Raw genomic sequence first — 22036 nt, forward strand, 5'->3', positions numbered from 1 at the left:
TTTCAATCACGGGCAATTAATTAGCCTACATTATCTCTCATAAACGAATCGACCATCGATCATGGTCTTCTGTATTTGGATGTTGTTATCGAACAGTAAAATATCGGCTTTTAAGCCAACCGAAATGGCCCCAATCTGATGATGAAGTCCTAATATTCTTGCAGGATTTAAGGTCAACATCTGAATAGCATCTTTAAGTTCCAATCCAGCCATATTACACATCGTCCTGATCAACTGGTCTGCCGTTGCAACACTTCCGGCAAACGATTGACGATCAGGTAGTTTTGCGACCTGATCCTCAATGACAACTGGCAGACCGTGATCCCTACTTCCCAGAATACTTTCCTTTACATCAGTTCCGGCTGCACGCATGGCGTCAGTAATCAATATAATCTGGTTTTTAGCTTTCACTTTACAAATCAGTTTCAAAAAGGGTTCAGGAAGATGGGTACCGTCTGCAATAATCTCCACATCGATATCATCAACCAGAAGGCAGGACTCGATGGCCCCAGCATACCGATATGCATTCCGCCGGGTCATGCCAGACATACCTGAGTACAAGTGTGTTGCAAGACGATACCCAGACTCAACTCCTTTAAGTATGTCTTCATAAACCGCATTTGTATGAGCAAGCGAAAGTAATATTCCATGCTCACAGACCCTTCTTCCGAAAGGTAGCGCACCAGGAAGCTCAGGAGCGGCACTCCATCGGGCAATTAAATGTTTATATTTTGATAAGATAGGTTCATATTCTTGCGGATCGGGATTTCGGATATATCGAGGGTCTTGGGCACCGCGTTGCTCCATAGCAAAATAGGGACCTTCCAAATGTAATCCATAAAATCGGGCTCCATTATTATTTTTTACTAGTGCTTTAGCATATACCTCAAAGGTTTCCTCTAAAAGACTCTGTTCACTGGTCAATGTCGTTGGAAGCATTGCGGTGGTTCCATATCGAGCATGTGTTTGGGCTATGTGTAAATAAGCATCCATGTCATTGTCCATAAAATCTGAACCTCCGCCTCCATGTACATGAATATCAATAAACCCTGGGGAAAGAAATAAACCTTGGGCGTCTATTATCTGATGACTGGCGGTAGCTATCGGCCAGTTAACTGACTCTTGAACATCGATAATTCTTCCATTTTCAATACTAACAAAACCTTTTTCAAGGATTCGGTAAGGCGTAATTATTTGAGCATTAATAATACTAATCATCACTTGAGTTTTTACGCCAATATTTTAATTTATGGCCGGCAAAAGCGTAATAAACGATATAGATAAAGCAAGGCACTAATACCCAGTAGCCTGTTTTCACTTGACTCGCATCTGCAAGAGCGCCATAAATCATTGGTAATATAGCGTTTCCGCATAAACCCATAATAAGCAGTGCAGATCCTTGTTTGGCATACTTCCCTAATCCATTCAATGCAAGTGGCCAGATACCTGCCCATATCAGTGCATTAGGTAGTCCTATCATCGCTAAAAACCATATCGAGATATCCATATCCAGACCCAGCCAGCTTACCGGATGAGTTGTCATACATACCAAAATTGATAACAGCAATCCTAATACTGCACAGAATTGCAACATGCGTTTTTGCGAAATCAATGCCGGTATCAATACAATCCCCATTAAATAACCAACAATGTTAGCTGATAACACGTACGAGGGTAATACTTTGGCCTCCAATAAGGAAACACCCATTGATCCTGCATAGTTAATGATGGTATCAATAGCGATAACCTGGGTTCCTACATGCAAAAAAATCGCTATTGCACCCAATACTAAATTCGGGAATTGAAATACCCCGGACCGTTCCTTGGTATGCTGGTCCTCTTGCTGATTTTGAATCTCAGGAAGCGGAGAAAACTGAACAAAAAGACCGATTAGAAACAGAACGACAGCGACAACAATATACGGCAGAACAACACGTAAAATTAACTCATCTAACGTGTGAGCTCTTGTTACCTCATCCATCAATGGAATTTGTTTAAACAGCTCATTATCACTAGGGCGCAGAATTGCCCAAGAAAAAGCTAATGGAGCTAAAATTCCAGCCCCCTTGTTGCAAATCCCCATGATACTGATTCTTTGTGCAGCACGTTCTTTCTCACCAATCATGGTAATGTATAGATTGGCAACAGTCTGTAATATTGCTAGTCCAGAACCTAAAGTGAACAAACCAACTAAAAATAGTACATATGTACGCCCATAGGCCGCCGGCACAAACAAAAGGGCTCCTACCGCCATAATCCAAAAACCGATCGTAATGCCCCGTTTATAACCAACTCGCTTTAACAGATAAGAAGACGGCATAGACATCACCAGATAAGAAATGTAAAATGCGAATGCAACTAAATAGGATTGAAAATTACTCAGTTCACATGCTATTTTAAAATAGGGAATCAATATTGCATTCACCCAGGAAACGAAACCAAAAATAAAAAACATGGTCCCAATAATCCCGATCGAAATTACGGTTGTCTTCTTATCTAAAATTTGTATGTTCATCATTTAGGTTTTAGGAGGATAACAAGGACGCTGAACCTTTGTCTAAATAGCAGAAGCAATGTTCATGATTTTGTAATATACTGGCCGGGTAATTTTCCGAGACGGCTTGATTTAAACAATTTTTTACCGCTTCGGCTTTCCGTTTGTCTGGAACAGCACAAATAATCTTCCTGGCTTTCATAATTTGTTTAATGGACATGGAAATTGCTTGACGCGGAACCTCATCAAGGCTATTGAACCAGCCTTCTCCCATTTGTTGCGTTCTACATTGTAAATCTAAGTCGACAACAATGTACGGATCTTCCACCTGGTAATCCGCCGGTGGGTCATTAAAAGCCAAGTGTCCATTTTCCCCTATCCCGACAAAACCAACATCTATAGGATGTTCTTTAATAATCCTCCCCAATCGCTCACACTCTTTTTTTGCATTTTCTTCTCCATTAATCAGTACAACTTCTTTTAAGGCTCCAACCTTATTCAAAAAGCGTTCAGTTAAGTATTTTCTAAAGCTTGCTTTATGCGTGATGGGCATACCGATATATTCGTCAAGATGGAACATGCGTACCTTGCTCCACTCGATATCCTGATCTTTGGTAAGTGCCTCCAAGGTATCAAATTGACTTTGACCTGTTGCTAATATAATATTAGCCTCCCCTTTCTCATGGATAGCCTCTTTAATCCATTGGGCACCCTTTGCTCCAGCATGCGCGCCCAAAGATTCCCTATCCGCGAAAATTTCAATATTCATATCGTGTTTTTTAGTCTTATTTTTTGTTCGTTTTCAATACTTTGGTAGTACCACCAGTTTCCAAATGTATCGTATGTACCAGATTGTCCTTCCATCTTCCCATTGTAAAATCAGGCACTTGGATTGGCTGAGATCCATTGGCTACCGACCACTCGCTCAGTGGGCCAATAGCGCTCCAACTTGCCGCATCATAGACATCCATATCCACTGGTAGACCATTCCTTAAACAATCGATTAATCGCCAATCCATAATAAAATCCATCCCCCCATGTCCCCCAACCTGCTGGGCCATTTCTCCGATATACGAAATAATCTTGGGTGTATTTTTGCGTTCAATTTCCTTAAACTCTTCCTCGTCCAAGAATTTCTCATGACCAATAGCCAATTTTGCAGGTAATGGATATTTCTGGGCGAAAGCCTTTGTTCCACTAATCAAATGAAGTCTGGAATAAGGTCTTGGTGTGCTCACATCATGCTGTAGCATGATTGTACTTCCATCATTATTCTTAATGGTGGTGGTATTCATATTTCCCCTAAAAGGATACTGTAGGTATTTTTCAAAATCTTTATCGGTCTTTGCCAATTCTTCCGCCTTTGGACGAAGTGAAAAATCTTTGGATGATACCGAGCTCAGAAATTCCATTTTATTTCCCCTATTAAGTTTTAAAACCTGGGCAATAGGTCCGAGTCCATGCGTGGGATACAGATTTCCATTTCGTTTAGCATTCTCCAGCAAACGCCATTTATCGTAACGGGCATCTTCCTTAAACAAGCTTTCCAGAATATCGTGAATGTAAGCACCCTCGCAATGAACGATCTCACCAAAGAACCCCTGTCGTGCCAGATTCAGGGTTAGCATTTCAAAGAAATCATAACAACAGTTCTCCAAAATAACGCAATGTTTTTTCGTCCGTTCAGAGGTTGTTACCAAACGCCAACACTCTTCTATAGTGACTGCGGCCGGTATCTCCAGGGCAACGTGTTTACCTTGCTCCATTGCATAAATAGCCATTTCCGCATGCTTGGCCCAATGCGTTGCCACATAGACAAAGTCAATATCCTCTCGCCTGCACATTTCTTTCCACACTTCTTCGTCTGCACTATATATTTTAGCTTCGTGGCCCGGGCTCGCAATACGGGCTTTAGCCGCTTGGGCTTTTTCATCTCGGACATCGCAAATCCCTTTAATTGAAACACCATCAATCAAACTCAATCGGTATACTGCAGCAGATCCTCTATTGCCAACACCAATAAAGCCGGTCCGGACAATTGGTATGGCCGGTGCTGCATAACCCGACATATTAAAGATTGGTTTATAAGGTTGTTCTACCTGTTTTAAGATATGGTGAACATTGGACTTTGGGTTCAATGGACCTGCGGAAACCTGATTGGATAGTATTCCCAATCCCGCTAATCCAGATAATTTCAGAAACGATCTTCTATCTGTAGACATCATATTAAGTTTAAGGTTATCGGATAATTTTTATTAAAGAAACAGGAATTGTCTTAATATTCCAATTTCAGACCTTGCTAAACTACGGCATCGTTATCGGTAATTTCTCGTGAATGTAAACTGTTCCATCTTTTTACCGAGCAATCGGATTCGAGTATTCTGGCTTCCAATGTTGTTCTTGATGTGTTTCCATTGCGATATTAGCCATATGACAAGCAATAGCTACATCCCGAGCTGTATATACATCAGCAGATGGTGTGTTTCCGTTGCGAACACAGTCGCAAAAATCCGCTAATGCATAATAGGTTGGATCTTTCTTTAGTGGATCCAAATCAGAATAATCTAGAATTTCTCCATCTCCATAATGTGCTGCCACCGTAGCGCCTGTTACCCCGTCCACAGTACCAATTTCTTTTTTTACGTTCTCAGAAAACAAAAAGGCTTGGTCCCGCTCGACAATAATAGATCCCTTGTCTCCCAGTATCCGAATACCATATCCCTTATAACCGTTTGATAAAATAGATGAAACGCTGGATTTAATTCCATTGGGATATTCATATACGACACGAACATTATCATAATTCTCACGTCCATCCTTCCAATAGTCAACACCTCCGATCCCACTTACGCGCAAAGGGTGCGAGCCAACCATCCAATTAACGACATCAATAGGGTGTCCACATAATTCAGTCATTAATCCTCCGCTGGACTCTTTATACATCCGCCAATTCACAAAACGTTCTTGCAATCCAGGAGGAACCGGAAATCGCCAATCCGAATTTCGGTGGTACTGGCATTCGTAATGAAGTACTTTACCCAGCCAGCCTTTATCAATCACTTCTTTGATCCGCTTGTATAACCCAAAGTAGCGGTATTGATGACCTACCTGAAAAATAAGTTTAGATTTTTCCACCCTATTGACTAAATCAATCGCTTGTGGGATGTCATAGGAAATAGCCTTTTCTAAATACACATGTTTCCCATGATCCAGGGCGGATACTGCCATGGGGTAATGCAAATAAAGTGGGGTAGCAATAATAACCGCATGTACCTGTTCATCTTTCATTAAATCCTTGTAATTCTTAAAGATTTTCGGTTGAAGGGTAAACATTTTTTTTGCTTGAGCAATATGGTCCTCTCTGAGATCACAAATCGCTGTAATCTGCACGTTTTCAATGTCCTTTAACAGGTTTAATAATCCTTTCCCCCTACTTCCTACTCCGACTATACCGATCTTCACTACTTTTGAAGGCGGTGGGTTCCCTAAAAAACTCAGTTTGCCAGGCCATATTGCAAGGCCAGAAATTGCCATACTGCTATTTTCAATAAATTTTCTTCTAGATAGGTTATTTATCTTCATGATCTAAAGTTTTTTAATTTTGATATTGCGAAAACAGGCACCATCTTGATGATCAGTTATCAGAATATGTCCAGCGGATGCCTCGCCGTATCTAGAGGAATACATGGCGAACTTTGTCTTTGCCAGGCGCGCTCTGAATTCATCTGAACCCCTTTGGTAAGAAAGGACCTTGAGTCCATTTAACCAGTGCTCTACTAATTTTCCTTTAGCTACTATTTTGGCCTTATTCCATTGACCAAAACGCTTAAAAATCTTGTTTTCAATTGGAGCATACAACAAATAGAGGGATCCAGTTTCTGTTTTAGGACTAATTCCTCCTTTGACAGATTCATGGTTGTCATCATCAATCATTTGAAACTCAGGACCATTTAATTGTACTTTTCCCTCTTTGGTATGCAATGGGCTGACAAAATATTTAACCCCGGTGTTCGCATTTTTCTCTAATTTGAATTCGATTTCCAAGATAAAATCTCCATAAGTTCTCTTGGTCATAATGTCTCCCCCTTTTTGGCCAGCTAACAAACGAAGTTCTCCTTGTATTGCTTCCCATCCATGCGCTGGAAAACCATTTCCATGGACACTGACCCAGTGTTTAGCGGGGTCTTTTCCATCAAAGAGTGTCTCCCAACCTTGGTTTGCATTTAGCTGATTTTTGTCAGCTACGGGATTGACAGTGGTAAAGAGTGTTGAAAAATAAACCCAACACACCAACATACTAAACATTTTCATAGTCTGATCCGTTAATATTTAAAGAATTTCGTCAAGGGGTGGTATATTTCTGGAAGCACCATCGTAACCCTTATTTTGATTAATTACCCCCTTTGTATTGGCCGTAATCACTGTTGATGGTATAGGCCACAGTACATGAAACGGGGCAATATTAGCGACATTCCCAAGCATCTCAATCTTTTGATCGTAGGTAGGGTTATGTCTTTTCAAACGATCAAAGAAATAATTCTTCTCACTGAAATTAGCAGTCGTGTAACCTTTAAGGTTCTGATCAGCAAGCATGTATGAAATTCTCACCATTTCAGAGTGCCTAGGTTCTTCGGCAAATAATTCTCGCGCTCGTTCATCCATAATAAAATCAATGGTTACCTCGCTGGAGGTCATAGGAAGCGCTTTTGCCCTTGTTCTGATCCGATTGATGTCAGAGGCGGCTAAATCCATTTGACCTTTCCAGTAATGGGCCTCAGCTCTTAACAAATAAGTCTCTGCTAATCGAAAGACGTACCAATCACCATTTCCTCCTGCAGGTAATGCAGCAGGGTTCTGCTCTGGAACATACAGTTTATAATGCGGTGTCGCATAAATACTTCGAAAAGTATCTAACGGATCTGCGAAATATGCTGGATTCACAGGTTTGCCAAAATCTTTCGAACTTGGATTGTTGTAGAAATATTCATGTTTATCCATCCAATTCGCATCACTCCTTCTTAAATCAGTTGTATTTTGCCAGGAAGCTCCTTTATAGGACCAAACATCATATTGATAATAGCCTGTCAATCTAACATTGGCATTTCCTCGTCCTAAAGAATCGTACATTGGTCCTGAGGCAACCATCCCTGCTTTACCTTCACTATCTTTAACGGGTGCTTGAAACCAGGAACATCCATAATAGCGCATGGTAAATAAGCCTAAAGACCTGGCATCAGCTGGCGCCTCAAACCTGTCAATGGTTGCTAATATGGTTTCTTTATTGCTTGGTAAGGAAATATTTTCAGGCCTATGCAAATCCCATAGTACATTACGATAGTTATTTGCCGCATCTTTTCCAAAACGTTCATTCATCAAGGCATAAGGTCCATTAATAACCTCGGTGGCCGAGCCAATAGCTTTGTCAAATTCCAGATTTGCTAAATACACTTTGGTCAATAAATGATTGGCAGCTCCTTTAGTCAAATCACCTGCCGGGGCAGAGATCGGCAACCAATTGACTGCAAATTCCAAATCGCTTTGAATTTTCTTTAATATAGCCGCCCTGCTATGGGTTTGAAAATCCAATTTAGCACCCTCAATTTCCTTATCAATAAAGGGTACATCTCCATAAGAATGTACAAGTCGATAATACCAGTATGCCCTAAACCAGAGACCTTGGGCCAACAACGCATTTTTCTCTTTCTCATCTTTAAATTCGACCAAATCGACCCTCGCAATTAGCACATTACAGTTCTTTATATTCTCATATATTGTATTGAACATTTTTAAAAAATTATAATACACATCGTTGTTTGGGGTAAGCTTATAGAAATCTAGTTGAGACCACGGTGACCCTAAATCAGATGCTGCAAATTCCATAATCAGGTTATGGATTCCATTCCCTGTGTTATGGGTTTCTTCCTTAAGATCTCTCTTTAAAGTAACCCCTAAGGAGGCTAATCCCTGGGGATCTTGGTAAACATTCTCTGGCGTATAAAACGATAAAGGTTCTGGATTCAACCATGACTTACCACAGGATAAAATCATCATGCTCAGTAAGAAACAGATTAGTATGAAATTGATTTTTTTCATGATTTTGCAATTTAAGGTTATAAAGAAAAGTTTAGACCGGCAGAAAATGTCCGAGGCATTGGCATCGTGTTTTGCGAGTTATAAGCCGTTTCTGGGTCCCAACCAGGCCATTTATCCAAGGTAAATACATTCCTGGCAGCCAGGAATATTCGCAGGTTTTTAACCTTGATTCTTTCCAAAGTTGAATTGGGAACTGTATAAGAAAAGGATAAATCTTGCAGACGTAAATACGACAGCGGTTTATAAATCTTAATTCCGCCGCCGAAGACTGTTGTTATCGTATTTAGTCTTGCATATTCAGACTCTCCATTTTCAGGTGTCCAATACGGCAAATCGTAAGTACTGCGTTTATCATAGGTATCGGTTCCTCCGGCACGGGCGGCCTCAGCAAAATAGCCCAAATGTCCTAATTCTGCTCTTAAAAAAAAGGAGACACTAAAGTTTTTTAAGAAATCGAAGGAATTTCTAAAACCAATTCGATGCCTGGGTTGCTCGTATCCGATAAACTGCTTGTCTATCAGGGCATCATAAACGTAATTTCCATCCAAATCCACCACCTTGAAATCCCCTGGTTTAAGCTTATACTTAGCAGCTTCCTGAGCTTCTTCATTCTGCCAAATACCTATCACCTCATAATTCCAGATCTGATCAATAGCTTGACCTGGAAACCACTCATTTGTATAATCCGGAAGTTCTTGATAGCCTGTCTTTCCACTAATGGTAGTTTCGCCAAAATCGCCAAACAACTCTTCTATTTTATTTCGGTTAGCAGAATAAACTATACTGCTGTTCCATTTTAAATTTTCTCGATCAATATTTACAGTATTCAATGAAACTTCCCATCCCTTATTGCTTAGCCTTCCTAGATTGGTTACAACACTTGTATACCCCGTAATTTCGGGTAATTTTCGGTTCATCAATAAATCAATAGTTTCCATGCTATAAGCATCGGCAGTCAAACTGATCCTATTTTTAAACATCGTAAGGTCAATACCGAGGTTATAGGATTCTGTTTGTTCCCATTTTAAATCGTAATTCGACAATGTATTATTATATACCCCAATCTGAGATAATGAACCGTTGTAATAGCGATTAGAGTTCACAGTTGCCAATGCGGCATATTCCCCGATAGAGCGGTTACCATTTATACCCCAAGATGCACGGATTTTTAGATCATCAATGTGTTTAACTTGAAAAAAAGATTCTTGCGAAAGACGCCAAGCGACAGCAAATGCAGGAAAGGTCGCTCGTGGATTTTTCTTTCCAAAAGCTGAATATCCGTCGCGACGGACCGACGCCGTAAATAAATACTTATCGTTCAAGGTATAATTTAAACGAGCCATCGCGGCATCACCGGTAGCTCTGGTGTCGTTAGAGGAAACTTTATGATCCGATCCGAATTGAATCCCATGATAACCAAGCGATTGGTTAGGACTAAAGGATTGATTACTTAAGGAGGAGCTCCAGGAGTCTATCTTTTCAGCGCTGTAGAGCAAAGTGGCGTCAAACTGATGGATTCCAAATGTTTTATTCCAATGAAACAGATGATCAAGAATCCACTCGAAACTCGAAGACTCCACCCGCGTAGCATAACCGTCTTTATATGTAGATCCACCTGTTAGGGTGGTGGACGGGAAAAAATTATACAGTTTACTAAACGTATATCGAGGTTGAAAGGAGGCTTTATAGGAAATGCCAAGAGGTAACTTGATGTTCATATATACTGATGAAAACAAACTATTTACCTTATTTAATTGATCCTGCCCTCCCAAGTTATTCAGCAGTGGGCTAGCCACGGCAAATGAGTTAGGATACCACAACAACTCGCCGTCCAGGCCATACATACTCCCAAAGGGACTCATTAAATACATGGAATTTATACTGGGAATTATTTGCTGTTGATTTCTGTCTGAAAATTGGGCGTTAATACCTGCTGACAACCAATTAGTTAACGTAAAGTCTGTATTCAAACGGCTTCGAATAATATTAAAATCATCCCCGAGTGAAATTCCTTCATTGTCTTGATAACCCAAGGACCAATAATATTTCACTTTTTCAGCACCACCTGAAATGTTAAGATCATAATTCTGTTTAGTTCCTTTCCTGAATACCTCATCCAACCAATAGATTTCCTTACCTGCAAGGTAATTTTCTGTTTCAATATCATAAAAATTCAGACGACTAAGCCATTCTCTTGTATTGTCTTCTTGCGGGTTGTTACTCGCCTCTCTCCAGGTCTCTAAATCAATACCTTGGGGCAGATTATCAGGATGATTAAAATAGTAAGCGGGTTTATTGGAATTGTATCCACGCATAACATCGGTTCTAAATTTAATATAGCCCTGGCCATCGTAAGACTCTAAGGCATGGGTTAAACTAGAAACACCTAAATTGGTTTCCAAATTAATTCGAGGACTACCATTTATTCCTTTCTTGGTGGTTACCTGAATAACCCCCGCTGCCGCTCTGGCTCCATAAACTGCTGTAGAACTGGCATCCTTTAAAATATCCATCGTCTCAATATCAGCCGGGTTAATGTCCGTTAAACTTCCATTGAATATAACACCATCCAGTACAATCATCGGCGCGGTTGATGCATTCAAGGACTTAGGTCCACGAATCTCCATGCTTCCTCCACCGGCCGCAGTAGAACTTTGATTAGAGTTAAATCCCGCTACCGTACCATTTAACATTTCAGTTAATTGCGTGGTTGGTTGATTCTGGAATTGTTTAGCGTCAACCCGGGCAATGGATCCGGTCAGGTCACTCCTTTTCGCCGTACCATATCCAATAACCACCACCTCATCTAAGTTGTCGATCGAACCCTGTAATTTGATCACTAAATTTGATTCAGACTGACTGGCGATAAAATCTTGTGATTTATAATTCAACATACTGAAAATCAACTGATCCCCCTGATTCACCTCTATGTTAAAATTTCCCTGGTCGTCAGAAACTGTACTTCTTTTTTTTCCTTTAGCAGAAATCGTAACACCAGCCAGTGGTTCATTGGTTTCCGCTGAAATAACCCTTCCACGAATCTCCATAGTCTGGAGTTGATTAATGTAAGATTCATGAAATAACTTCATGGGTGTTTTTGCATGCAGTAAGCTTGGGCTGAGAGCTGTTGATATGGCCAACAGTAGTAGACATTCTTTTCTCATAATTTATTAGTTTAGAAAGGGGTAGACAAAGCACAGTATAGCTACCGTGCACTAACACAATGATAAATATATTCTCTATTTCATTTTTTGAATTACCCCAATTTATTACCGACAGCGTTTCCGTTAATTTTTAGTTTTTAATTAAAAATAATAGGGTATTTTGTAACAACAAGTTCCATATATGAATGAAAACATATTTAATAAATAGTTTTAGCAGCCCATTTATTGTCTTTTTAATGGTTTTAATCAATTACCAATCCGCATTTACGCAAGGAAAAATCGTTTGGGATGATAATTCGATCACAACTTGGCCAAATGAGGCACAAATAATTGACATCGTGTCATCAATTGATGGAGATATTCAAAAAAGTTATTTATTTCGAAGCAAATCAAAGGAAAAAAGACCGCTAATTATCAGTCTTCATACCTGGAGTGGCGATTTTAAACAAAAAGATCCCATCCTAAAATATTGCATAGCTGCTGATGTACATTACCTGCATCCTGATTTTAGAGGACCTAATACTAGACCAGAAGCCGCAGCGAGTCCTTTGGTGATCCAAGACATTGATGATGCCATACAGTGGGCTCTGGATTCTTTACAGATCGAGGAAAATCAAATCCATATTTTAGGGGTTAGTGGAGGGGCTTTAGCAAGTGTAGTGGCCTATATGAAATCCAAACATGCTATTGCCTCTGTGCATGCCTTTGTGGGTATGTATAATCTAGAAGATTGGTTTTACGAATCCAAAGCACGAAAGAATCCGTATGCAGATCATATCTTAACCATCACCGGTGGAGATAAGAAACCCAACCTCAAAGAAGCAAGAAACCGATCTCCGTACTATATGCAAACCCCTGTTAAGCGTCGCCAAAAAAGCAGTATAAATCTATATTGTGGGCTAGATGATGGGTACACCGGCTCGGTTCCTATTTCCCAAACCTTGGAGATGTACAATAAATTAATACAAGATTTTGATCCCAATGAAATGGCCTCGAGGATCCCTTTGCTAGATATTTATACTCTTTTGAAAAGAAAGCATAGCCCTAGTTTCCAAGTGATAAACAATGGATTCATGGGAAGAGATTTAATATATAAAAAGAACTATCAGGATAAAGTCCAAGTCATTGTATTTGATGGCGGCCATGAAATGCCAAAAGGCAATGTGTTAGAGTTAATAGGAGAAAACTGAAATTGTCCGTAGCGTGTTCATTGAAAACGTTCTCGCTGAAAGCGTTTCGTTTATCCTGTATTTTATAGTACAATTGCATAGATCCAGAGAGCAAAAATTCAAATTTACTATGAGATTAAACAACCATAACCTAAACCAGATTGCCTTAGCAAATGACTTCAGCTATGCAGAGAGAAACAAACTGAGCGAAAAGGTAATTCAATTTGGCACAGGTGTATTATTACGGGGTTTAGTCGACCCCTACATTGATCGGGCGAATCGTAGTCAGTCCTTTGCAGGTTCGGTTGTGATCATCAAATCAACCCAGCTCGGCGATTCCACTGTTTTTCAGGAACAGGATCAGCTCTATAGCCTGCAAACCGAGGGATTAGTGCGGGGGAAACCTGTCCAGAGAAAACAAATCATCACATGCATTTCACGAGTCCTTACCGCACATCGGGATTGGAAAAAAATAGAAGAACTTGCCAGAGACCCCGAGATCGAATTTGTGATTTCCAACACGACTGAAGTCGGAATAGTTGACATTGATGAGGTGCTGGAAAATAATGTCCCTATAAGTTTTCCCGGAAAATTAACCGCACTGTTATATCACAGATTTAATTATTTTAAAGGTTCACCGGATCGTGGCTTAATTATACTCCCTACAGAACTGATCGAGAATAATGCTGATACATTAAAAGCAATTGTCTATGAATTAGCTAGAAAAAATCATTTACCAGAACGCTTTTTAGACTGGATCAGAGATCATAACCATTTTTGCAATACCCTTGTCGATCGGATTGTACCTGGACTAGTGAATACGTCCCAATGGAATTATCAAGATGAGCTGGCAATCCGTGCAGAACCTTTTAATTTGTGGGCAATTGAAGTCAAATCCGAGAATATAAAGCAAAAATTAGGTTTTGCGAACGCAAATCCAGAAATTCAATTACTACCTTCCATTGCCCATATAAAAGAGCTTAAATTGAGGTTATTAAATGCTACGCACACCTTAACCTGTCCGATTGCGATGATTGCTAATCAGAAATTTGTACGCGAAACACTCGGAGATATCCTTTTCGAGGATTGGATAAGAGGTTTAATGTCTTCCGAAATTCAACATCATTTACGCTGTCAGGATATTCAACAAATAGACATCAATAGTTTTGCCAGCGCTGTTATTGATCGGTTCAAAAATCCATTTATTGACCACAAATGGTCATCTATTGCCCAAAATGGATCCAGTAAATGGAAGCAGCGTGTCATCCCCATAATCCAATCATGGTATGCCCATTACCAAACTCCCCCAAAAGCCATAACGCTAAGCTTAGCCTCGTTTTTAGCATGTCATCAATTATTTGACGATCATCAATTTGTGCATGATGCACAAATAAAAATGGCTTTAACGCGTCAGGCGTCTATGGCTGAAATCTTGGCAGATGTTCAGATATGGGGTATTGATCTCACGCTTTATCCTCATTTTTTACGGGAAATTGAAGAACATATCACGGATTTAAGCGTATCAAATATTCGAGAAAAACTACATTAAGTAAAATATGAAATTTTTAAAATTAGATCTTGCTGATAATATCATTGTTGCTCTACAAGATTTGAAATCGGGGGATGTCATTCAAATAGACCTTGATCAGATTATTATTCCAATGGATATTCCGGCAAAGCATAAATTTTTCGCCAGGAGTCTGCAAGCAAATTCCGATATTATCATGTATGGAGTTACCATTGGCAAAACCACCACCGCTGTACAAAAAGGAGAACAAATGTCCACCAAAAACAGCAAACATGCCACCGAACAGTACGCTTACCGAGGTTATCAAAGCTCTTGGAAACCATTGGACATCTCCAATTTCAAGGATCGGTTTTTCTACGGTTACCACCGAGAAGATGGACGGGTCGGAACAGCCAATTATTGGTTATTCATTCCAACAGTATTTTGCGAGAACCGCAATATTGAAGTGATTAAAGAATCACTCTTGCATAATTTGGGCTACGGAAAAACAAATGATTATGATCGGTATGTAAAACATCTGATTAACTCGTTTAACCAAGCACCTAGCTCCGAGCATGAGCATGAAATACGTGCCTATTCAAGCCAGGAAAAATTATTTAAAAATATTGATGGTATTAAGTTTCTCACTCATCAAGGAGGTTGCGGAGGCACTCGTGAGGATGCTCAAAGCCTTGGAAAATTACTTGCCGCATATATTGATCACCCAAATGTAGCTGGAGCCACAGTATTGGGACTCGGGTGTGAAAATCTACAGATGCAAGCTCTATTGGAAGAGCTAATGGCTCGGAATCCGAACTTTTCGAAACCAATTCTACATTTTGAACAGCAGAAAACAGGAACTGAACAAGAACTGATAAAAAAATGCCTTCATGATACTTTTAAGGCGTTGGCAGAGGCCAATAAACAACAAAGAAAAGCTGCCAGTTTAGATCATTTGGTCTTGGGTGTAAAATGTGGCGGTAGTGATGGATTTAGTGGCATCTCTGCAAATCCTGCTGTTGGCCATACCGCGGATCTTTTGGTTAGTTTAGGCGGATCTGTTTTACTAGCCGAATTCCCCGAACTCTGCGGAGCAGAACAACAGTTACTGGATCGCATGCGCAAAAAAGAACATGCCCAAAAGTTTACCCAATTGATGGAAATGTATAGTGAATCAGCCCTTAAGGTAGGTTCAGGCTTTCACATGAACCCCTCTCCTGGGAATATTAGAGATGGCCTGATTACCGATGCAATGAAAAGCAATGGAGCTGCCAAGAAGGGAGGAACTTCTCCTATTGTGGATGTGTTATCCTATACAGAAGGAATTAAACATAATGGGCTAAATTTAGTATGCACTCCTGGAAATGATGTGGAGGCAACCACGGGAAAAGCCGCTTCAGGAGCAACATTGATCCTCTTTACAACGGGACTAGGTACACCAACTGGCAATCCCATCTGCCCGACCATTAAAGTGTCCACCAATAATCAATTGGCAACACGCATGCCTGATATTATTGACATCAATACAGGTGGTATTATCGATGGAACTAAAACCATAAGCGAGCTTGGTGAAGAAATATTAAACTATTGCATCAGCGTAGCCAGCGGTGAAATTATTCCAAAGGCAGTTCACCTGCAGCAAGATGATTTTATTCCATGGAAACGCGGAATAAGCTTATAAAGACATTGTATCAATACCGATTTTAAAAATTATAAACTAACTCCCAAAAAAGTGTTTTATATTTCAAAAGATCATTGTCTAAAAGCAATTAGAAAAAGTCTTGAATAAAGTACTCATCTGTATAACAGTACAGAAACGAATAGATAAAAAGATTACTTCTATTCGTTTTTAACTTACGTTTCATATGCAGAATCGGTTTTTTTGGCTTGATATTAAAAAGATCTGCAAGTTCTGGGGAGGCTTCAATGGCCCATATTTTTTGCTCTCCTTCCTTCACCTCTATTTCATGGTAATTTTTTAAGGTGTCGAACAAAGAATTTTTTTCAAGGTTATGCAAGGTAAAACGAGGGATGTTTATGTTGCTTATATAGGTTTCCTCAAAGAGTGTTGGCAGACTATTGACGTAACGAAGTCTTGAAAAATAAATAGATCCTGCTTCTTTTTCCTGGGCAGAGAGTTCAAATTCAAACGGCTCGGGCCAAAGCTGTTTCTTGGGCTTGGTAACGATAGCCGTTTTTAAACTATGCTTCCCCACTCCAGCCGTTGCGCCTTTTAAGGATAAGATACCTAGCCCATGTTTTGGCTCGCAGACAATGCTCCCTTTGCCATGTTGACGAATAATGTACCCCATGTTGGATAGCTCTTTCAATGCCTGCCGAACCGTTGGCCGGGTGGTAAAATAAAGTTTACACAATTCGTTTTCAGAGGGCAACAAATCACCTATTTTGAAAAGACCAGCGTCAATCTTGCTCTTCAACTCCTCCAAAACTTGCTTGTACAATGGTGTTCCTGATCTTTGCATAATTCCTTTATATTACCGCACAAATATAGCGATTAACCTAACGATTTAGCAAGTGTTTCTTGTATATACAGGTTATTAAAAATTTCATGAGCTACAGGTGAATTTATGACAAGAATAATGAAGTTCTAAAGATATCATTTTTTCCCTTTTTAAAAACCATATAACAGAATGTGAATAACCCTGATAAACTTGTCTACACCAATATGTTTATATCAAAATTAGAAACAATATTACGATAGGTAATTATATAGTTGATTTTAAGATATATAAAATCACAATATATAAAAATATCATTTTATTTAAAATAAACTCTTGTATATACAAGTTCAATTATTATATTTGATTAACTGATCAATTTAAGACATCAGATATCTTAATATTATGAGGGGAAGAAAACACATTGAAACCTTCTCCATATGTGCAGAAACTATTCCTTGCTTCCAAAATGATTGATGGCACTATTTACAGCAATGAGTCACCGGGAGACTAACGCAAATACAGATTCACAACTATCCAAACTTAGATGAAAAATATAACCTCTACCCTTTTAATTGGCCTGTTGATGTTTTCAATAAAAACATATGGTCAATCAGACTCGAGATCATTGGTCTTCCAGGCAGGTGCAGCCATCAGCAACATCACACCTAAAATAGGTTCCTCCATAAATGGGAATATGCAGGACGTTCGGGTCAAAAATATTCATGATGATATCCACGCTAAGGCCATCGTACTAGACAATGGCATCACTCAATTGGGTTTTGTAGTATTGGACCTTTGTATGGTGTCACGAGAGACCGTTGACAAAGCAAAAGAAAGGGCCTCTGAATTCACAGCAATTCCTGTTGAAAACATATTGATTTCAGCTACCCATACGCATTCTGCAGGAACCGCTTGCGGTGTATTTCAAAGCGAGCCGGATTCGGCTTACTTGGAATTTATAGCTGAACGCACAGCAGATGCACTGATTCGTGCCCATAGGAACAGAGTTCCTGCCAAGGTTGCTTGGGGAGTTGGCGAAGAAGCAACAGAGGTGTTTAATCGTCGTTGGCATATGAAAGCAGGAACTTCTATTCCTAATCCATTTGGTGAACAAGATCAAGTCAAAATGAATCCAGGGGTTGGCAATGTCAATATGCTGAAAGCTGCAGGACCTATCGATCCACAGGTACCAACCTTATTGCTTCAAACTCTCCAGGGCAAACCCATCGCCGTTCTAGCAAACTACTCATTACATTATGTTGGAGGTGGTGGCAGTGGTGAAATTTCAGCCGATTATTATGGACTGTTTGCTGATTATATTGGTGAACGTTTACAAGTCAAAAAGGAGCCTCACTCCCCTGATTTTGTAGGCATCATGAGCAATGGAACAAGCGGCGACATCAATAATATCAATTGGTCTGGTAAAAAACAGGATCCTTTACCCGCCTATGAAAAAATGAGCTCGGTAGCCAATAAGCTGGCCAGTGCCGCCTACCTGGCGATCAAAGACCAACCACAACACACTTGGGTGGCCTTAGCAGCTAAGCAAAAGGAAATTTCACTTGGCGTAAGAAAACCAAGCGACACAGACATCCAACGTGCAAGAGCAATTGTAGCCAAAGCGAACAGTCCAGTGATGACCTCCCTAGAAGAAATTTATGCCCGAGAAACTTTACTTTTAAAAGACTATCCGGATCAGGTCAATGTGTTATTGCAAGTTTTCTGTATTGGAGACCTCGCCATCACCGCGATACCGGCAGAGGTCTTTGTAGAAATTGGTCTTGAATTAAAAGAAAAAAGTCCTTTTAAGCCTACATTCAATATTGAATTAGCAAACGGATATAACGGGTACCTGCCAACCCCTGCTCATCATCGTTTGGGTGGATACGAGACTTGGAGAGCGAGATCAAGCTATCTGGAAGAGACGGCATCGGATAAAATCTTAGGAACCTTATTCGATCTTTTAAATCAACATAAAGAACAACAAAATAGTTCTAGCTCTTCTGATAAACTTGACAAGAAAACCATAACCAAAACTAAACAATGATAAGATATACTTTATTTATCCTTTTGCTGGGTTCATGCATTGTCAGTTGTAAACCCAAACATGAAAATGAAAGAATCCGGCAAGCCTTGGAAAGTTTCCAGTTGGAAAAAGGACTTCGTATTGAATTGGTGGCTTGTGAACCACTGGTGATCGACCCCGTAGCCTTTGCCTTTGACCGAGACAGAAACATGTATGTGGTAGAGGATCGTGGTTATCCGGACCCCGTAGAAGAAGGTCCCCCAAGCAAGTTGGGAAAGATCGCCTTGCTCACGGACACCGATGGAAATGGCACCTATGATAAACGGAGCGAGTTCGCCACTGGCCTTACTTATCCAAACGGAATCTTACCTTGGAAGGGAGGTTTATTTATTACTTGCGCGCCGCATATTTATTATTTCAAAGACACCGACGGTGATGGCGTAGCCGATCTCAAAAAAACTATTCTAACCGGCTTTAATGATACCAAAACCTCTCAAATAAGAATGAGTCACCCCACCCTTGGGCTAGATGGATGGATTTACGTTACAGGAGGCTTAAACGGTGGTCACATAACCTCTCCAGAGCATCCTGACCGTCAAGCCGTTACATACACTTCAGCCGATGGACGTTTTCATCCAGAAACCTTTGAGTTTCAAGTTACCGGGGGCAAAAGTCAATTTGGATTAAGCATGGATCCCTATGGCCACCGCTTTGGCACCTCCAACCGTCACCCGGTAATGCAAGTGATTATGGAACCCTGGAATCTTGCACGTAACCCTCATCTTGTTTTCAATCAAACAGTACAAAACGTTTCGCCTGTGGAAGCCCAGGCAATCGTTTATCCCATTAGTAAGGCAGTAACAACTGCGGATTATATCCCGAGCTTAATGGGAAAATCACATGCAGGAACATTTACCGCAGCCAGCGGACTCGTCGTGTTTAATGGTAATGGATTAACTCCCCAACACAAAGGAAATATCTTTATATGCGAATCTGCACAAAACCTTGTCCAGCGGCAAATCGTACAAGAAAATGGTCCAAGCTTTTCCTCAGCGATCGCTGAAGATGGAAAAGAGTTCTTAGCCTCTAGTGACGAATGGTTTCGACCCGTATTTGCGCAACATGGTCCCGATGGAGGACTCTACATTGCCGATATGCATCGAAAAATAATTGATCATCCTGCCTACGTTCCTCAGGAAATGAGGGATAAACTAGATTTTCGAAGTGGAAAAACAGACGGGCGCATATACCGGGTCTTGAGGGAGAATTTCAATATGAAGCAACAAGATACAATAGGAAATGTTCATACTGGTTCCTCAAACTCCGATTTAGTACGTGCCCTATCCTCTTCAGAAGAATGGACCAGAGCAACCGCGTTTGGTCTGTTGCTTGCTGAAAAACCGAAAGAAATCATCGGCCAATTAAACAATACCATTCAAAGGGGAGGAAATCCAGAAGGAAAAACCCGCGCATTATGGTTATTACATCTGATGGGTGCCTTAAATTCCAATTTATTAGATCTGGTAGCAGCCGATTCATCAGCCTATGTGAGGGAACAAGCAGTACAAATCTTAATTTCCAGTCCCCGAATGTATATCGATGCGCAGCCATTGCTGTTTAAAATGGCCAAAGATTCATCTGCCCGGGTTCGCTATTACACGGCCCTTGCCTTAGGAAATATGCAGCATTCTAATGCTGTACAATCCCTTTCACAGATTGCAGCAAAAGATGGCATTAACCAATGGAGCAGGGCCGCTGTTTTCAGTGGCTTAAAAGGAAGAATTCAAGATTTTATTACCGCTTTCCGTACCATAGAACCGGTAGAACAAGAAACATTTGCTCTGGTCATGCGAGAGATCGGTAATTTACTTGGCCATGGCGGAACTCTGGCAGAATCAAGAACATTTTTCCATGACTTATTAACAGCAGATTCTCTAGATCTGTGGAGGGTTCCTGCTATGCTCGGACTTGCAGAAGGTCTCAGTACTAGAACGCAAGAGATCCCCATAAGTAAAAAAGGTCTTTTGGACGCAATTAACGGGTCTCAAACTCGCCAGAAACTTGATCAATTTATTGTAATGCTGAAAGCACAAGCTTTAAACCAAAACTCTCAAAAACAAACTCGAGCGATTGCACTTTTAGGTTTTAGCAATTTCGAACAAGCCGGAGATGTCCTTGCTCAATTATTAGCTGCACGATATGCTCCGGCGGTACAGATACAAGCTATCAATTCCCTTGCTAAATTACAAGATCCACGGGGAGCAAAGATTCTCACTCAAAATACTATATGGAAATCCTATTCACCAACGGTTAAACCGGTGGTGATCGCAGCACTCATCTCCAATACAGCATTTATTCCCATTCTTTTTACAGCAATCGAAAATGGCCAAATAGCGGCAGCGGAGATCTCATCAGTCGACCGTGTAAGACTCACCAAAATGAAGGAATCAGCTATTTCCGAAAAAGCAAAAATTCTTTTTAAGGAATTGGAAGCAGGAGATAGAATGGCTGTATATGAGCATACAAAACGATCTCAACCAACGATGCTCAGCCAAAAGCTGGAGCTGTTATCTTTCAAAAGCAATGCAGTGCTTGTCATACTTATGCTGGAAAAGGTGGTCAGGTAGGTCCTGATTTGTCAGGCGTTAACAATCAACCAGCAGATGCACTTTTGCTTCATATCTTGGTTCCAAATTATGAGGTATACCCCTCCTATCAATCAGTCCATATCAAAACCAAAGATGGACGTGTTACCTCCGGTTGGGTAGTTTCAGAGAATGAAAACAGTTTAACGCTTCGCACAGTCACAGGAACCGATCAGGCTATCTTGAGGGAAAATATTGAATCTTTAAACAACTCGGGACTTTCTCTAATGCCAGATGGAATGGAAAAAAACATATCCAAAGAAGAAATGGCAAATTTGATTCAATACTTGAAAAAGGGAGATGAAAATTAAATACACAATATAACTTGTATATACAACTTAGATTTATATATTTGTATTAGAAACCTAAAATAAAGAAACAAAAAACGCAAGCACGTTAAAAATACATCTATAACGTTTGAGCTTTAAAAGTCTTATTTCCACATTTAAATTAAGGAGATTAATTATGAAAAGAAT

General features: G+C 40.2%; 15 protein-coding genes. 6 read left to right on the forward strand and 9 right to left on the reverse strand.

What is annotated here, in order from left to right:
• Nucleotides 1-30: 30 nt before the first annotated feature.
• The 8 genes from nagA to AC6CHH_RS05330 all read right to left on the reverse strand — a co-directional run bounded on the left by nagA (nt 31) and on the right by AC6CHH_RS05330 (nt 11751).
• On the reverse strand, nt 31-1218 hold the full coding sequence (gene nagA / locus AC6CHH_RS05295) for an N-acetylglucosamine-6-phosphate deacetylase (protein ID WP_498280468.1): 1188 nt from the start codon (nt 1216-1218) through the stop codon (nt 31-33).
• Nucleotides 1211-2515, reverse strand: coding sequence for a sugar MFS transporter (locus AC6CHH_RS05300; protein ID WP_498280470.1), 1305 nt, complete (start codon nt 2513-2515; stop codon nt 1211-1213). The genes nagA and AC6CHH_RS05300 overlap by 8 nt, the downstream gene beginning before the upstream one ends.
• A gap of 10 nt (nt 2516-2525) precedes the next feature.
• Entirely contained in the window at nt 2526-3263 is a 738-nt protein-coding gene (locus tag AC6CHH_RS05305) for a glucosamine-6-phosphate deaminase (RefSeq protein ID WP_498280472.1), read from the reverse strand.
• Nucleotides 3264-3279: 16 nt separating this feature from the next.
• On the reverse strand, nt 3280-4716 hold the full coding sequence (locus AC6CHH_RS05310; RefSeq protein ID WP_498280474.1) for a Gfo/Idh/MocA family protein: 1437 nt from the start codon (nt 4714-4716) through the stop codon (nt 3280-3282).
• A 133-nt stretch (nt 4717-4849) separates the two neighbouring features.
• Nucleotides 4850-6076, reverse strand: coding sequence for a Gfo/Idh/MocA family protein (locus tag AC6CHH_RS05315; RefSeq protein ID WP_498280476.1), 1227 nt, complete (start codon nt 6074-6076; stop codon nt 4850-4852).
• Between the two features lie 3 nt (nt 6077-6079).
• The gene (locus AC6CHH_RS05320; RefSeq protein ID WP_498280478.1) at nt 6080-6805 is read right to left on the reverse strand and encodes a 3-keto-disaccharide hydrolase; all 726 of its coding nucleotides are present in this window, start codon (nt 6803-6805) and stop codon (nt 6080-6082) included.
• 18 nt (nt 6806-6823) lie between these two features.
• Nucleotides 6824-8587 carry a RagB/SusD family nutrient uptake outer membrane protein gene (locus AC6CHH_RS05325; protein WP_498280480.1) on the reverse strand — a complete coding sequence of 588 codons (1764 nt, stop codon included), beginning with the start codon at nt 8585-8587 and terminating at the stop codon, nt 6824-6826.
• A 17-nt stretch (nt 8588-8604) separates the two neighbouring features.
• Nucleotides 8605-11751 carry a SusC/RagA family TonB-linked outer membrane protein gene (locus AC6CHH_RS05330; RefSeq protein ID WP_498280482.1) on the reverse strand — a complete coding sequence of 1049 codons (3147 nt, stop codon included), beginning with the start codon at nt 11749-11751 and terminating at the stop codon, nt 8605-8607.
• Nucleotides 11752-11936: 185 nt separating this feature from the next.
• Between AC6CHH_RS05330 and AC6CHH_RS05335 the strand changes: the two genes are divergently transcribed.
• The 3 genes from AC6CHH_RS05335 (at nt 11937) to AC6CHH_RS05345 (ending at nt 16108) form a co-directional block, all read left to right on the forward strand.
• Nucleotides 11937-12941 carry an alpha/beta hydrolase family protein gene (locus tag AC6CHH_RS05335; RefSeq protein WP_498280484.1) on the forward strand — a complete coding sequence of 335 codons (1005 nt, stop codon included), beginning with the start codon at nt 11937-11939 and terminating at the stop codon, nt 12939-12941.
• A gap of 109 nt (nt 12942-13050) precedes the next feature.
• The gene (locus tag AC6CHH_RS05340; protein WP_498280486.1) at nt 13051-14469 is read left to right on the forward strand and encodes a tagaturonate reductase; all 1419 of its coding nucleotides are present in this window, start codon (nt 13051-13053) and stop codon (nt 14467-14469) included.
• Nucleotides 14470-14476: 7 nt separating this feature from the next.
• The gene (locus tag AC6CHH_RS05345; protein WP_498280488.1) at nt 14477-16108 is read left to right on the forward strand and encodes a UxaA family hydrolase; all 1632 of its coding nucleotides are present in this window, start codon (nt 14477-14479) and stop codon (nt 16106-16108) included.
• An 88-nt stretch (nt 16109-16196) separates the two neighbouring features.
• On the opposite strand, the gene AC6CHH_RS05350 is transcribed toward AC6CHH_RS05345, so the two are convergent.
• Nucleotides 16197-16910 (reverse strand): GntR family transcriptional regulator, encoded by a 714-nt coding sequence (locus tag AC6CHH_RS05350; protein ID WP_498280490.1) that lies wholly within the window; start codon nt 16908-16910, stop codon nt 16197-16199.
• 523 nt (nt 16911-17433) lie between these two features.
• Between AC6CHH_RS05350 and AC6CHH_RS05355 the strand changes: the two genes are divergently transcribed.
• The 3 genes from AC6CHH_RS05355 to AC6CHH_RS05365 are packed head-to-tail and all read left to right on the forward strand — an operon-like array spanning nt 17434 to nt 21871.
• Nucleotides 17434-18936 (forward strand): neutral/alkaline non-lysosomal ceramidase N-terminal domain-containing protein, encoded by a 1503-nt coding sequence (locus tag AC6CHH_RS05355; RefSeq protein ID WP_498280492.1) that lies wholly within the window; start codon nt 17434-17436, stop codon nt 18934-18936.
• A complete protein-coding gene (locus AC6CHH_RS05360; RefSeq protein WP_498280494.1) occupies nt 18933-21542 on the forward strand; it encodes a PVC-type heme-binding CxxCH protein in 2610 nt (869 codons plus the stop codon). Before AC6CHH_RS05355 ends, AC6CHH_RS05360 begins: the two co-directional genes overlap by 4 nt.
• Complete coding sequence (locus AC6CHH_RS05365) at nt 21485-21871, forward strand: c-type cytochrome (protein ID WP_498280897.1); 387 nt, start codon at nt 21485-21487, stop codon at nt 21869-21871. The genes AC6CHH_RS05360 and AC6CHH_RS05365 overlap by 58 nt, the downstream gene beginning before the upstream one ends.
• Nucleotides 21872-22036: the final 165 nt, after the last annotated feature.

The sequence above is a fragment of the Sphingobacterium sp. GQ94 genome (genome assembly GCF_059758715.1).

What these genes read in the sequence shown, in the direction of transcription:
- AC6CHH_RS05345 (WP_498280488.1), top strand. Translation starts at nt 14,477, where the DNA reads ATGAAATTTTTAAAATTAGATCTTGCTGATAATATCATTGTTGCTCTA.
- AC6CHH_RS05305 (WP_498280472.1), bottom strand. Translation starts at nt 3,263, where the DNA reads ATGAATATTGAAATTTTCGCGGATAGGGAATCTTTGGGCGCGCATGCT.
- nagA (WP_498280468.1), bottom strand. Translation starts at nt 1,218, where the DNA reads ATGATTAGTATTATTAATGCTCAAATAATTACGCCTTACCGAATCCTT.
- AC6CHH_RS05340 (WP_498280486.1), top strand. Translation starts at nt 13,051, where the DNA reads ATGAGATTAAACAACCATAACCTAAACCAGATTGCCTTAGCAAATGAC.
- AC6CHH_RS05310 (WP_498280474.1), bottom strand. Translation starts at nt 4,716, where the DNA reads ATGTCTACAGATAGAAGATCGTTTCTGAAATTATCTGGATTAGCGGGA.
- AC6CHH_RS05300 (WP_498280470.1), bottom strand. Translation starts at nt 2,515, where the DNA reads ATGAACATACAAATTTTAGATAAGAAGACAACCGTAATTTCGATCGGG.
- AC6CHH_RS05355 (WP_498280492.1), top strand. Translation starts at nt 17,434, where the DNA reads ATGAAAAATATAACCTCTACCCTTTTAATTGGCCTGTTGATGTTTTCA.
- AC6CHH_RS05315 (WP_498280476.1), bottom strand. Translation starts at nt 6,076, where the DNA reads ATGAAGATAAATAACCTATCTAGAAGAAAATTTATTGAAAATAGCAGT.
- AC6CHH_RS05330 (WP_498280482.1), bottom strand. Translation starts at nt 11,751, where the DNA reads ATGAGAAAAGAATGTCTACTACTGTTGGCCATATCAACAGCTCTCAGC.
- AC6CHH_RS05350 (WP_498280490.1), bottom strand. Translation starts at nt 16,910, where the DNA reads ATGCAAAGATCAGGAACACCATTGTACAAGCAAGTTTTGGAGGAGTTG.
- AC6CHH_RS05325 (WP_498280480.1), bottom strand. Translation starts at nt 8,587, where the DNA reads ATGAAAAAAATCAATTTCATACTAATCTGTTTCTTACTGAGCATGATG.
- AC6CHH_RS05360 (WP_498280494.1), top strand. Translation starts at nt 18,933, where the DNA reads ATGATAAGATATACTTTATTTATCCTTTTGCTGGGTTCATGCATTGTC.
- AC6CHH_RS05320 (WP_498280478.1), bottom strand. Translation starts at nt 6,805, where the DNA reads ATGAAAATGTTTAGTATGTTGGTGTGTTGGGTTTATTTTTCAACACTC.
- AC6CHH_RS05335 (WP_498280484.1), top strand. Translation starts at nt 11,937, where the DNA reads ATGAAAACATATTTAATAAATAGTTTTAGCAGCCCATTTATTGTCTTT.